The following is a 13,079-nucleotide window of genomic DNA, read 5'->3' as shown; positions in this document are numbered from 1 at the left end:
CCGACCCACGATGTGATCACACCAGGGCCGATGCCGACCCGTTGCGGCTCCACGGTCGCGGCCCGGCGCACGGATCGCGACCAATAGGTCAAGATCCACTGTACAGTAGGTGGGCTTAGCAACCCCCGCCGATCGTTAGCGTCGTTGTTTCGCTTGGCACCAGTCAGCCGTCACTGTATGGTCAGTATATGCTGACCATTGTTTCACGGGTGGACGCGATGAACCGGCTCGGCCGGGCCATGGCCGACCCGACCCGTTCGCGCATCCTGCTGTCTCTCCTCGACGAGCCGGGTTACCCGGCGAGGCTCGCTCGGGACCTCGAGCTGACACGGACGAACGTCTCCAACCACCTGTCCTGCCTGCGCGGCTGCGGGATCGTCGTCGCCGAACCCGAGGGCAGGCAGACGCGGTACGAGATCGCCGACCCGCACATCGCCGCGGCGCTCACGGCGCTGGTGGACGTGACGCTGGCCGTGGACGAGCACGCGCCGTGCGTGGACGCCCAGTGCACTGTGCCGGGCTGCTGCGGGACGGGAGCGGGCGCGTGAGCGCGGCGTGCGGCTGCGACGAGCCGGAGACCCGGGTCGGCGAGGAGGCCGAGGAGGAGCGGGAGCGCCCCTGGTGGCGGGACCGCGGGATCATGGTCCCGGTGTTTTCCGGCGTCGCCTTCGGCACGGGCCTGGTCCTGGAATGGACGGGTGCGGAGATCCCGGCGCTGGTGGCGTTCTGGATCGGGCTGCTGCTGGGCGCGTCGACATTCACGCCCGGCGCGATCCGCAAGCTGTTCACGGGCAAGCTGGGCATCGGGCTGCTGATGACGATCAGCGCGGTCGGCGCGGTGACCCTCGGCTATGTCGAGGAGGCCGCGGCGCTGGCGTTCTTGTACTCGATCGCCGAAGCGCTGGAGGACAAGGCCATGGACCGCGCCCGCGGCGGGCTGAGGGCTCTCCTCAAGCTCGTCCCGGAGACCGCGACCATCCGGCAAGACGGCGCGCCCGTGGAGGTCGCCGCGCAGGACCTCAAGGTCGGGCAACTCATGCTGGTGCGTCCCGGTGAGCGGATCGCGACCGACGGGATCGTCCGCACGGGCCGGTCGAGCCTGGACACCTCGGCGATCACCGGCGAGTCCATCCCGGTGGAGGTCGACCCGGGCGACGCGGTGTCGGCCGGGGCGATCAACACCGCCGGTGCCCTGGAGGTCGAGACGACCGCGGCGGGTACCGACAACTCGCTGACCACGATCGTGGAGCTGGTCGAGCAGGCGCAGGCCGAGAAGGGCGACCGCGCCCGCCTGGCCGACCGCATCGCCCGTCCTCTCGTGCCCGGTGTCCTGATCCTCGCCGCCCTCGTCGCGATCATCGGCTCGCTGCTCGGCGACCCGGAGATGTGGATCACCCGCGCCCTCGTGGTGCTCGTCGCCGCGTCGCCGTGCGCGCTGGCGATCTCCGTTCCGCTCACCGTCGTCGCCGCGATCGGCTCGGCGAGCCGGTTCGGCGTGATCATCAAGTCCGGTGCCGTGTTCGAGCGGTTCGGCGTGATCCGCCACGTCGCCGTCGACAAGACCGGCACCCTCACCCGCAACGAGCCCGCCGTCACCGCCGTCGTCACCGCCGACGGGGTGGACGAGGCGCAGGCCCTGGCCTGGGCGGCGTCCCTTGAGCAGCACAGCACCCACCCGCTGGCCGCCGCGATCACCGCCGCCGCACCCGGAGCCCCCGCCGCCCTGGATGTCACCGAGCAGGCCGGGCACGGCATCGAGGGCACCCTCGACGGGGCCCAGGTCACCGTCGGCAGCCCCCGCTGGCTGGACGCGGGGACGCTCAAGGACCAGGTCGCGGGCCTGGAGGAGCAGGGCATGACCGTCGTGATCGTGCACCGCGACGGCGTCCCGGTCGCGGCGATCGGGGTCCGCGATGAGCTGCGCCCCGAGGTTCCCGAGGTGGTCCGCACCCTCGCCGCCCAGGGCGTCGGGGTGACCATGCTCACCGGCGACAACGCCCGCACCGCCCGGGCGCTGGCCGCGCAGGCCGGGATCGAGGACGTGCGCGCCGAGCTGCGCCCGGAGGACAAGGCCGCCGCGATCAGCGAGCTGGGCAGGCAGGGCTCGGTCGCGATGATCGGCGACGGCATCAACGACGCCCCCGCACTGGCCGCTGCGGACATCGGCATCGCGATGGGCGCGACCGGCTCCGACGCCGCGATCGAGTCCGCCGACGTCGCCTTCACCGGCCACGACCTGCGGCTCCTCCCGCGGGCGTTCGACCACGCCCGTCGCGGTCGGCACATCATCAACCAGAACCTCATCCTGTCCCTGCTGATCATCGCCGCCCTGCTCCCGCTCGCCCTGTTCGGCGTCCTCGGTCTCGCCGCCGTGGTGCTCGTGCACGAGATCGCCGAGGTCATCGTGATCCTCAACGGTCTCCGCGCGGCGCGGACGAGGACCACCTCGTGAACGCGTCGGACGCCGTCGAGACGGCCGACATCGGCGTCGCGGACCGGGTGGCTCCGCGGCCGCCCATCGGGCGGGCGGTCGACACGGACCTTCGCTGTCGGCGCGCTCGGCCTCGCCCTGGACCAGTGGACGAAGGCCCTCGCGGCCGCGCAGCTGACGCCGGGCGAGCGGGTTGCGCTGCTCGGTGACTTGTTCGGCCTGTCCCTGGTCTACAACCCCGGGCCGCCTTCTCGCTCGACGCGAGGTCGACGTGGATCTTCACGGCCGTCGGCGTCCTCGCTTCGGTGGCGGTGGTCGTGTTCGCCGTGCGACTTCGGGGCTTACCGTGTGGCCTCGCCCTGGGCCTGGTCCTCGGCGGTGCGGTGGGCAACCTCGTCGACCGGCTCGGGAACCCGCCCGCGATCGGTCAAGGACACGTCACGGACTTCCTCGCCTACGGGAACCTCTTCATCGGGAACGTCGCGGACGTCTTCTTCGTGACCGGTGTCGGGTTGCTCTGCCTGAATCTCATCTCGCCGAGGCCGGCGAGAAGCAACCCGCGCGGACGGCCCGGCCGGTCGCGACAAGATGGAACAGTTCAATGTCGGCATCGAAGCAACACTCATCGAGCGAGGCAAGAACTCTCACTCTTGCAGCGAAACTCCGGAAGCTAGCGTTTCCGCTGGCAGACCGGGCAGAAGTGGCTCGATCGGTTCATGAACTTCTCCCGCACGATCGGTGTCCCGCAGCGCTTGCAGGGATGGCCGGCAAGACCGTAGGCATTCAGGCTGCGGGCAAAATAGCCGCTGCTGCCGGCCACGTCGACATAGAGAGAGTCGAACGACGTTCCGCCCTGGGCAAGAGCGGCGGCCATGACCTCCCGCGCCGAATCGACCAGCGCTGAGATCTTTGGCTTGCTCAACGACGACGCTGCCGTCTCCCCGTGCACCTTGGCAGCCCACAGCGCTTCGTCGGCGTAGATGTTCCCGATGCCGGACACCACCGTCTGGTCCAGCAACACGCGCTTGATCCCGATGCGCTTGGTCTTGATCCGTGCGACCGCCGATGCCTGGTCGAACTGCGGATCGACCGGATCCCGCGCGATGTGGGCGATCGGCGAGGGCAGCGCCGCTCCGCCCTCGTCGTACATCAGATGGCCGAACGTGCGCTGGTCTTCGAACCGCAGATCGTGGCCGCCGTCGGCGAAGGTGAACCGCGCCCGCTCATGCGCAGCCACTGCAGCATCAGGGGACGTGATGAGCATCTGCCCGCTCATGCCCAGGTGCATCAGCAACGCATCTCTATCGTCCAGGATCAGCCACAGGTACTTCCCGCGGCGCGCAGTCCCAGTGACCGTCGCACCGATCATCCGTGCTGCGAGATCCGCCGGGCCACCCACATGACGACGAGCGGCCCGGGGATGCAGAATAGTGGCCGAGGCGATCGTCCGACCACGGACATGATCGTCGAGTCCACGGCGCACGACCTCGACCTCAGGAAGTTCAGGCACAGGTAGCACCTCGCATGATCCGAGACCCGCAGTTACGGCGGTGCGCTACTGAGCATGTCGGGCCGTCGAGCTGCTCGGTCAGAGCCCTTCGTGCCAGGTCAGACCACAATATCGCTTGTCGACGCAGGACCGAGGCCCGGCACTGCCAATCGCGACGTTCGAGTACACGGCTTCCTTCGACCCGCTCTACGTCAATGTTTAAGTCTCCCGACTCGCCGTTCACGTTGACGTACAGCGCGTCGAAGCTGGTGCCACCGACGGCCAACGCCTCGGCCATCACGTCGGCGGCATGGCCCAACAGCTCGTACGTCTTCGCGCGCGACAGCGTGTCGGTCGCCCGGCCCCAGTGCAGCCGGGCGCGCCACAGCGCCTCGTCGGCGTAGATGTTGCCGATTCCCGACACCACGGTCTGGTCCAGCAGGGCCCGCTTCACCTGGGTCCGCCGGCGACGCATGGTGGCGACCGCCCGGTCCAGGTCGTACGCGGGGTCGAACGGGTCCACCCCGATGTGGGCGATCTCGGCCGGGAGTTCGGCACCGCCGTCGGAGATCGACAGCCCGCCGAACATCCGCTGGTCGCAGAACACCAGCCGGCTGCCGTCGTCGAGGTCGAAGGTGACCCGTTCATGCCGATGCACCGGCACCTCACCGCGGAGGTCCGCGGTGGCGGCATCGGGGGTGTGCCAACGGAACTGGCCACTCATCCCGAGGTGAGCGAGCACGGCGTCGCCGTCGGCCAGCGGCAGCCACAGGTACTTGCCGCGCCGTCGTGGCTGGTCGAACACCTCGCCCTGCAGCCGGGCGGCGAAGTCGTCCGGTCCGGGCAGGTGACGCCGTACCGGGCGCGGGTGGTGAACCGTGACACCGCTGATCCGACGGCCGGGTACGAGGGTGGCGAGACCGCGGCGGACGACCTCGACCTCAGGCAGTTCGGGCACGGAGTCAGGCCGTCGCCTCGTCGCCCGACGCGGCGACCTCATTCCCCGGCGGGCGAGCCCCGTTCGTCGACGGTGCGACCCCGTTCCCCGCCATCGGCTCCGGCGGGGAGGAGGGGGTGCGGGCCGCGGTGATCCGGGCTGCCATCGCCCGGACCTCCTCGAACGCGAGTTGGGCGGCCTGCTGTTCGGCCTGCTTCTTGTTGGTGCCGGCGCCGGGGCCGAAGACATGGTCGCCGATGTGGACGACCGCCTCGAACTTCTTGGCGTGGTCCGGGCCCTCGGCGGTGACGACGTAGTGCGGGACCGTCAACCCGGCCAGCGACGCCTGCTCCTGCAGGCTGGTCTTCCAGTCCAGGCCGGCACCCAACGTGGCAGCCCGGTCGGTCAGCGGATCGAACAGCCGACGTACGAACCGGGCGGCGGCATCGGCGCCGGCCCCCAGGTGGATCGCGCCGATCACCGCTTCGGTGGTGTCGGCCAGGATCGAGGTCTTGTCGCGGCCACCCGTGGCCTCCTCACCCTTGCCCAGCTTCAGCTGGGATCCCAGGCCGAGGTTGCGGGCGACCCCCGCCAAGGCACGGGCATTCACCACGGCAGCACGCAGCCGTGCGAGTTGTCCCTCGGACAGGTCCGGGTGGGTCAGGTAGAGGTGTTCGGTGACGACCACGCCGAGCACGGCGTCACCGAGAAATTCGAGCCGCTCGTTGGTGGCCAGGCCACCGTTCTCGTACGCGTAGGAGCGGTGGATGAACGCAAGCCCCAGCTGCTCGGGAGTGAGCTCGATGCCCAGTTCGGCGAGCAACGTCGCCAGCTGCCCCTCCATCGCGGACGGGGTCAGTTGGTCTCGACCACCTGGCGGCGGTCGCCCTTCGGGCCGTACTGGCCGCACGACGGACACGCGGTGTGCGGCAGGTGCTTGGCGCGGCAGGCCGGGTTGACACACACGACCAGCGACGGCGCCGACGCCTTCCACTGCGAACGGCGGTGGCGGGTGTTGCTCCGGGACATCCGGCGCTTCGGGACAGCCATGGTGATTACTCCTGATCGTGGCCCGTGGTGCTGGGCCGGCCTGGTTCGTGCTAGTCGTACGGGATTCCTGCGGTCCTGCGGGTGCCGCCTACTGCTGCGGCTGGTCGGGCTGCCCGGACTCCGTCCGGAGCCTGGCCAGCTCGGCCCACCGCGGGTCGACCGGCGCGTCGTGGTGATGTTCGGCCGACGTGTTCAGGTCGACCCCGCAATCGGGGCACAGACCCAAGCAGTCGTCCCGGCACACCGGTTGGAACGGCAGGTCGAGCACCACCTGGTCGCGGAGCAGTGGCTCCAGGTCGAACAGGTCGCCCTCGAGCCGACTGGTCCCGGCGTCCTCGACGTTCTCGCCGGGGTGAACGAACAGTTCCTGGATGTCGATCTCGAGGTCGTCGGAGATCTCCGCCAGGCACCGACCGCACTCCCCGTGCAGTTGCGCCGAAGCCGTACCGGTCACCAGCACGCCCTCCCCGACCTCCTCGAGCCGCAGCTCCAGGTCGATCGGTGATTCCGGTGGTACCCCGATCACGCCCGTTCCGAGGTCCGACGGGGCGGGGGCCTGCCGGGTGAGGACCATCATCGCCCCGAGGCGCCGCCCCAGTTCGTGTGTGTCGAACACGAATGGTGAGCGGGCATCGAGAGTCTTGCCGGAACTCATCAGCCACTCCCTAACCACAACGGACCACGACACAGTCGTGACCGACGTGAAAGCTTACCTCCTCGGGCCACCGCGGGCCAAACGACCGCTCGCGCCGCTCGGGCGTCCGGTCGCGAGGTCGGCTCGGGTTTGCGTGCCCGCTGCCCGGTCCACTCCCCGCGGGGACGCCGAGTCGTTCAGTCGGCGACGTCAACGGCGTCGTCCTCGTCGAGACGGCTCCGCTGCGACAGCCGGTTCCGGGCCAACTGCACCTGGCTGAGTTGCTTGTGCAGCACCGACTCGAACGACGCCATCCGGGAGTCGACGAACGCGTCGGTCTCGGTACGCAGGCCCGAGGCGTCCTCCTGCGCCGCGGCGCGGACCCGCTCCGCCTCGACCTCGGCGGCCTTCACGACCTCGCTCTCCGAGACCAGCCGGGCTGCCTCCTCCCGGGCCTCGGCGATGATGCGGTCGGCCTCGACCCGGGTCGGCTCGGCCCGGGGCGGTGGTGCAGCCCGCTCCACCGCGTCGACGAGGGCCAGCACCTCTGCGCGGTTGACGACGCACGAGGCGGACATCGGCATGGCCTTGGCACTGGTGATGACACCGCGCAGCCGGGACAGGACGTCGCCCAGCTGTTCGGTCGGGGTCCCCGGATCGATCATGGGGCCAATCTACTGACCCGCCCACGCCACTGTGTGAGGTCGGTGCGTCCGGGTCGGTGCGTCCGGGTCGGTGCGTCCGGGCGAGCGGGTCGGGCGCGTCCGGGTCAGTGGGTCGGGGCAGCATCTGCCGTCGGTGTCGCCGTGCTCTCCCGCGGGATCAACCGCCACTCGGCCCGACGGATCGTCGGCGGGCCGTCGTACCCCTCGATCCGACGAACCACCAGGTCGACCGCTTCCCGTGCGACCTGCTGCTTGTCCGGGGCGATCGTGGTGAGGGTTGGGGTGACGAACCGCCCCTCCTCGATGTCGTCGAAACCCGACACGGCGATGTCGGTCGGAACCCGAAGTCCGTGCCGCCGGATCGCGTACATGGCCCCCAACGCGAGGGCGTCGTTGTAGGCGAGCAGGGCGTCGGGCGGCGTCCCCTGCCGCTGCAGGAGCCGGTCGACGGCCGCCGCACCGTCGGCCCGCTGGAAGGCGTCGATGGGCAGCACCAGGTCTGGGTCGTACGACATCCCCGCGGCCGCCAGCGCCCGGCGGTACCCCAGCGTCCGGTGCTGTCCGGTGCGTCCGGCCGGCCGGGGCGGCTGGCCGATCGCGGCGATCCTGGTCCGCCCGGACTCCAGCAGGTGCGTGGTCATGGCATGGCTCGCGGCGACGTCGTCCACCACGACCCGGTCATGGGCCGGGCCGCTGGACTTCTCGCCGAGCAGGACGATCGGGGAGCCCACCGGCAGGCGCAGTTCGGCGTCGGACAGTCCCAACGGACTGAAGATGATGCCGTCGAACAGGGACGCCCGGTCGGCCCGGGACACCAGGTCGCGTTCCCGTCGGGCATCGCCGTCGGTGCGATCGATCAGCACGGTGTAGCCCCGCTCCTCCGCCGCGGTGACCACGTGGCCGGCGAGTTCGACGAAGTAGGGGCCGTCCAGGGGCAGCACCAACGCGATCAGTCCGGAGCGGCCACGCTGCAGGCCGCGGGCCAACAGGTTGGGGCGGTACCCCAGTTCCTCGATCGCCGCCTGGACCCGGTGACGGGTGTCGGCCGCGACCCACGCGAAGCCGTTGACCACGTTCGACACGGTGCGCGCCGACACGCCGGCCCGCTCGGCGACCTGGCGCTGGGTCACCATGGCGGACCGTCCGGGCCCGGTACGGCTCGCGCCTCCGCACCCCTCGCCCACCCGACCCTCATGGCGTGTCCGACCACTCTCACGCTTCTAGTGTGCCGAAGACCTTGCCGCGCGGCAAGGTCTGGGCAGACTTGGCCTTCTACAACGTGGCACAGACGCAGGGAGGCGCCGGACATGACACAGGGGATGACGCGACGACGACTGTTGGGTACGGCAGCACTGAACGCTGCGGCGGCCGTGGCGGCGGGGTGTGACAGCTCCAGCGGTGGCGGTGGAGCTGGGGGCTCCGGCGCCGCGGGCAGCCTGTCGTGGTGGGACCACCAGAACCAGCTGGAGCCGGCGAAGCGCGCGATCTTCGAGTCGTTCGAGGCGACTGAGGGCGGGGTCCCGGTCGAGTACACGTACAACAATCCCGCCAAGCTCGGCCAGGCACTGCAGTTGGCCAAGCAGAGCAACCAACTCCCCGACATCCACTCCAACGCCGGCCTGGAGGTTCCCGTACCGCAGCTGATCGCCGGCGGCTGGGTCGGGCCGCCAGGCCGGCCTCGACCCCGAGGCGCCCCCACGGTCGTACGAGGAGTTCCGGGCCGCGGCCCGGAAGGTGCAGGACGCCTCGGGCGGCAAGGCCGGTGGCTGGATCTGGAACATCGGGATGCCCAACCGGCTGAACGAACAGGTCAACGTGCTCGCCCAGGCCGCCGGGTTCGAGGGAGGTGGCGGCAGGCTGTACCGGACCGGTGAGTTCGCCTACCACGACGAGTCCTACCTGACGGTGATCGAATTCCTGCTGTCGATGCAGCAGGACGGCCTGCTGGTGCCCGGATCCCAGACCCTGATCGACGACGGTGCCCGCACCCGTTGGGTGGGCGGCCTGGCCGGCTACTACTTCGACGGCCCGTGGTGTCCCGGCGTCGCCCTGAAGAACACGCCGGAGTTCGCCGAGTCCTTGGGCGTCGGCCCGATCCTCACCCCCGACGGCGGCGAGCCCACCACGTACCGCGGCACCCAGGGCGGCGAGTACTGGCTGACGCCGACGACCGAGATGGGTGAACAGGCGAACCGACTGCTCAGTGAGTACTTCACCACCGAGGACTACTCGGTGGAGATCGCCAACACGATGTCCCAGCCTCCTCGTGACCTCGAGGCCGTCGAGCGGTCGAACGCGCACCCGGCGTACAAGAAGTTGATCACCTGGTTCGCCGATCAGGTCTTCCTGGCACCGGAGCCGATCGTGAAGAACAGTGAGACCACGAATGTGGGCGCGGAGTCGAAGACGGTCAAGCCCTCGCTGGGCGACATCGTGCAGGGTGCCTTCTCCGGCGACGTCCCCGACGTGCGGGCCGCCCTGACCGAGCTGAGCGACAAGGCGAATGCCGAGCACGAACGTGCCCTGGCCGCAGCCAAGGACAAGGGTGCCCAGATCGACGCGGCCGACTACGTGTTCGAGAACTGGCAGCCCAAGGCCGACTTCGGCCCGGACCAGTACTGAGTCGGGCGGTCAGAACTGGACGGTCTGGACAGCCGGGACTGGACGGTCAGGACTGGAGGGTCAGGTCTCAACGGTCAGGACTGGGCGGTACGGCGGGCGCGGGCGCGCTCGGTCGTGCGGCGGGCGACCTCGGCGGGGAGGAAGGGCGTCACGTCGCCACCCAGGGTTGCGATCTCGCGGATCAGCGTCGAGGAGACCGCCCCCCACTGCGCGGAGGTCGGCAGGAACACCGTCTCCAGGTCCGACATCTGCGCGTTCATGTGGGCCATCGGGAGCTCGTACTCGAAGTCCTTGGCGAACCGCAGACCCTTCACCACCGCGGTCGCCTCCCGGGTCCGGCAGTAGTCGACCAGCAACCCGGAGAAGGTGTCGATCTCCACCTGGGGCCATTCCTTGCACGACGTGCGCAACATGGCGACCCGCTCGGCGACGGTGAACATGCCCGTCTTCTTGGTGGTGTTGGCACCGACCGCCACGATCACCTCGTCGAACAGGCCTGCTGCCCGGCCGATGATGTCCAGGTGCCCGAAGGTCACCGGATCGAAGGAGCCGGGGCACACCACGCGAGTCATGGCTCCATCCTGTCAGGCGCGGCCGGTGGGTCGGCAGCCCCTCGAACCTCGCCCGGACCTCCCCCGGTCCCGGTCAGGCGCGGCCGGTGGGTCGGCAGCCCCTCGAACCTCGCCCGGACCTCCCCCGGTCCCGGTCAGGCGCAGCCGAAGTGCACGACCGTCTCGCCATAGGCCTTCGTCCAGCCACCGGTGAACCCCGCCGGCCAGACCGGGGGCGCCGTCCGTACCGACCGCTCGACGATGACCAGGCCGCTCTCGACGACCCAGCCGTTGTCGACCAGGTCGGCCAGCACGGCGTCGACGGAGTTCGAGGCGAGGTCGTACGGCGGATCCAGCCACACGAGGTCGAAGCCGACACTCGTCGGCTCTCCCCCGTCCGAGCCGACCCCGTCCGAGCCGACCCCGTCCGAGCCGGCCGTGTCGTGGCCACCCCGGGCCGGGCGGCCGGGAAGCCGGGCCGGGCGGGCGACGAGTTGTTCGACCTTCGTCGACTCCACCGTCACGGTCAGGTCCAGATCCTTGGCGTTGCGGCGGGCGATACCCGCGGTACGGCGGTCCTTCTCCACGAGCAGCACCGGGCTCGCCCCACGGCTGGCCGCCTCGAGCCCGACGGCGCCGGAGCCTGCGTACAGATCACAGAAAGCCTGCCCGGCAAGAGATTCCGACGGATCGTCGGCCACGGTTCCGCACCAGGACGTGATCGAGGCGAACACGGCCTCGCGGACGCGGTCACTGGTCGGGCGGGTCATCGATCCCGAGGGCATGGTCAGCCGACGTCCTCCCCGGGAGCCGCCGATGATCCGTGACACGCTCGCCATTCTCACCCACAACGGGGTCCGCCGGATAGGGGTTGCCCATGGCCGCTTCCGACAGCGCGGTCAACCTGACGTGCCTGCTGTGTGGACCTCGACCATCGACGAGGTGCGGTCAGCGACGCCACGCCGCCACGCCGGCCGGCCGCCATGGACGGACAAACCCGTGCGCCCACCCTTCACCTCGTGGCACCGATCCACGGACCTGTGCTCCACGCGCCGTTCGACACATCGTCCCTTTGTCAGGGCGGTGTCCGACCAGCCGAATTGCCCCCCATTCGAACATGTGGGCTGTTCTGTCAGTGGTGCCGTCTAGAGTTTTCGACATGGAGATCCCGGGGTCGGTGACGATCGGTGAGGCAGCACGGATGTGTGCTGCCGTGCTGGATCGGGTCGACCTCGGACGGGTGGCTCTGCTGGCACCCGGCGAGGTGCTTGCCGCCGCGGTGGAGTGGGCCCGACTCGCCGACCGGGCGGCCGCGGGCAAGGCGACCCTGATGGCCGAAGCGGTCCGGACGCAGGCGTCGGAACAGGCGGCCGGGACGCCGTTGCGTTCGTGGTGGCAACAGGCAACGCAGAGTTCGGCCCGACAGGCCGGGGCCGCGGTGCGCCGGTCCGCTGACCTGGATCGGTTCCGACTCGTTCGGGCCGCACTCGTCGACGGACGGGTGTCGGCCGAGCAGGCCGACGTCATCTGCGCCGGGTTGCGGCACCTGCCCGATGACATGACCGTCGAGCAGATCGAGCACGGGGAACGACACCTACTCGGGCTGGCGACCGGTGACGGGGAGGGCCGCGACGGCGTACCGATGGATCCGGACGGGTTGCGCCGCTGCGCCAACCGGCTGGTCGAGGTGATCGCACCGGAGGTCGCCGACGAGGAACTCGCCAAACGCCTCGCCCGGGAAGCCGCCAAGGCGGAGCGGGACCGTCACTTCGGCTGGCGCCACGACCACCACGGCAGCGTGTGGTTCAGCGGCCAGCTGCCCGTCGCCGACGCCGAGGACGTCATCGCCGTGCTCACCGCCCACGTCAACGCCGCGGTGGCGGCGGCGAAGGCCGCGGACCGGTCGGACCCGCTGTCGCGGCCGGTCACGCTGGGCCAGCGACGGGCCGACGCGCTGATGACCGTGTTCGGACGCGCTGCCGGCCAGCCCGACACCCCGACCACGGGCGGGATGCCGCCCACGGTCCACGTCCAGTTGAGCCATGCCGCTCTGCTGGCCGGGCTGCGTGGCGCAGGCCTGATCGGCCCAGGTGAGGACCTGGAGGCCGGCAAGGCGCGCCGCATGGCCTGCGACGCCCACCTCATCCCGTCGGTTCTTGGCTCGGAGGGTGAGATTCTCGACCACGGCCGCTCCGTCCGACTGGTGCCACCCCGGCTACGAGCCCTCCTCATCACTCGCGACGGCGGATGCGCCTTCCCCGGTTGTGATCGACCCCCTGCCGACTGCGAAGCGCACCACATCCGTCCGTGGTGGGCCGGTGGGCCCACCAGTCTCAACAATCTGGTGCTGCTGTGTCGTCATCACCACCGAGTCGTCGAACCGGTGCCGAACGCACCGGCCGGGTTGCACTGGGAGGTCCGCCTCAACGCCACCGACCACAAGCCCGAGTTCCTGCCGCCCACCCGCCTGGACCGGACGCGTCGGCCACAACGCCACACCCGGCACACCAAGATCACCATCCCCGACCCCGCGACCGGGGCCGGCGCTCGGCCGGAGCCACACCGCACGACCGAGCCACATCGCATGACGGGGGCGGGTGAGCCCACGGAGCCTGGTCAACCGCGACAGCGAGGACGGGCAGCAGCAGGAGGAGGAGATCCGGGGAGCTGCGCAGCTGATGATCGAGGCCCCTGAACCGC

Annotated in this window: 14 protein-coding genes; 5 read left to right on the top strand and 9 right to left on the bottom strand. The window is 70.3% G+C overall.

The window, feature by feature from the left end:
* Nucleotides 1-188 precede the first annotated feature (188 nt).
* The 3 genes from cmtR (at nt 189) to ACQBAU_RS07305 (ending at nt 3,105) form a co-directional block, all read left to right on the top strand.
* Nucleotides 189-548: a Cd(II)/Pb(II)-sensing metalloregulatory transcriptional regulator CmtR gene (gene cmtR, locus ACQBAU_RS07315; protein WP_434550130.1), complete on the top strand. Its 360-nt coding sequence runs from the start codon at nt 189-191 to the stop codon at nt 546-548.
* A complete protein-coding gene (locus tag ACQBAU_RS07310; RefSeq protein ID WP_434550131.1) occupies nt 545-2,452 on the top strand; it encodes a heavy metal translocating P-type ATPase in 1,908 nt (635 codons plus the stop codon). The genes cmtR and ACQBAU_RS07310 overlap by 4 nt, the downstream gene beginning before the upstream one ends.
* 254 nt (nt 2,453-2,706) lie before the next feature.
* Nucleotides 2,707-3,105, top strand: coding sequence for a signal peptidase II (locus ACQBAU_RS07305; protein WP_465259500.1), 399 nt, complete (start codon nt 2,707-2,709; stop codon nt 3,103-3,105).
* Here ACQBAU_RS07305 and mutM (ACQBAU_RS07300) read toward each other — a convergent pair.
* From mutM (ACQBAU_RS07300) to ACQBAU_RS07270, 7 genes are all read right to left on the bottom strand, one after another.
* On the bottom strand, nt 3,102-3,941 hold the full coding sequence (mutM, locus tag ACQBAU_RS07300; protein ID WP_434550132.1) for a bifunctional DNA-formamidopyrimidine glycosylase/DNA-(apurinic or apyrimidinic site) lyase: 840 nt from the start codon (nt 3,939-3,941) through the stop codon (nt 3,102-3,104). The two genes, ACQBAU_RS07305 and mutM (ACQBAU_RS07300), sit on opposite strands and share 4 nt — an antisense overlap.
* On the bottom strand, nt 3,934-4,878 hold the full coding sequence (gene mutM / locus ACQBAU_RS07295) for a bifunctional DNA-formamidopyrimidine glycosylase/DNA-(apurinic or apyrimidinic site) lyase (protein WP_434550133.1): 945 nt from the start codon (nt 4,876-4,878) through the stop codon (nt 3,934-3,936). Before mutM (ACQBAU_RS07295) ends, mutM (ACQBAU_RS07300) begins: the two co-directional genes overlap by 8 nt.
* Before the next feature lie 4 nt (nt 4,879-4,882).
* The gene (gene rnc / locus ACQBAU_RS07290) at nt 4,883-5,701 is read right to left on the bottom strand and encodes a ribonuclease III (RefSeq protein ID WP_434550134.1); all 819 of its coding nucleotides are present in this window, start codon (nt 5,699-5,701) and stop codon (nt 4,883-4,885) included.
* An 11-nt stretch (nt 5,702-5,712) separates the two neighbouring features.
* Nucleotides 5,713-5,907: a 50S ribosomal protein L32 gene (gene rpmF, locus ACQBAU_RS07285; protein WP_434550135.1), complete on the bottom strand. Its 195-nt coding sequence runs from the start codon at nt 5,905-5,907 to the stop codon at nt 5,713-5,715.
* Between the two features lie 88 nt (nt 5,908-5,995).
* A complete protein-coding gene (locus tag ACQBAU_RS07280; RefSeq protein ID WP_434550136.1) occupies nt 5,996-6,562 on the bottom strand; it encodes a YceD family protein in 567 nt (188 codons plus the stop codon).
* 176 nt (nt 6,563-6,738) lie between these two features.
* A complete protein-coding gene (locus ACQBAU_RS07275; protein ID WP_465255783.1) occupies nt 6,739-7,206 on the bottom strand; it encodes a hypothetical protein in 468 nt (155 codons plus the stop codon).
* Nucleotides 7,207-7,310: 104 nt separating this feature from the next.
* Nucleotides 7,311-8,339 (bottom strand): LacI family DNA-binding transcriptional regulator, encoded by a 1,029-nt coding sequence (locus ACQBAU_RS07270; RefSeq protein WP_465255782.1) that lies wholly within the window; start codon nt 8,337-8,339, stop codon nt 7,311-7,313.
* Between the two features lie 601 nt (nt 8,340-8,940).
* Here ACQBAU_RS07270 and ACQBAU_RS07265 point away from each other — a divergent pair.
* Nucleotides 8,941-9,828 carry a hypothetical protein gene (locus tag ACQBAU_RS07265; protein WP_465255781.1) on the top strand — a complete coding sequence of 296 codons (888 nt, stop codon included), beginning with the start codon at nt 8,941-8,943 and terminating at the stop codon, nt 9,826-9,828.
* A 74-nt stretch (nt 9,829-9,902) separates the two neighbouring features.
* Here the strand turns inward: ACQBAU_RS07265 and coaD are convergent, their stop codons facing one another.
* Entirely contained in the window at nt 9,903-10,400 is a 498-nt protein-coding gene (gene coaD, locus ACQBAU_RS07260) for a pantetheine-phosphate adenylyltransferase (protein ID WP_434550140.1), read from the bottom strand.
* Nucleotides 10,401-10,534: 134 nt separating this feature from the next.
* Entirely contained in the window at nt 10,535-11,209 is a 675-nt protein-coding gene (locus ACQBAU_RS07255; protein WP_465255780.1) for an RsmD family RNA methyltransferase, read from the bottom strand.
* A 329-nt stretch (nt 11,210-11,538) separates the two neighbouring features.
* Here ACQBAU_RS07255 and ACQBAU_RS07250 point away from each other — a divergent pair, with 329 nt between their 5' ends.
* A complete protein-coding gene (locus tag ACQBAU_RS07250) occupies nt 11,539-13,074 on the top strand; it encodes an HNH endonuclease signature motif containing protein (protein WP_465255779.1) in 1,536 nt (511 codons plus the stop codon).
* The last annotated feature ends 5 nt before the right edge of the window (nt 13,075-13,079 follow it).

Source organism: Carbonicoccus niuqiaonis, from assembly GCF_050157065.1.
Taxonomy (GTDB): domain Bacteria; phylum Actinomycetota; class Actinomycetes; order Propionibacteriales; family Propionibacteriaceae; genus Avipropionibacterium.
The sequence above is the reverse complement of the archived record's forward strand: the minus strand, read 5'-3'. Positions and strand labels throughout refer to the sequence as shown.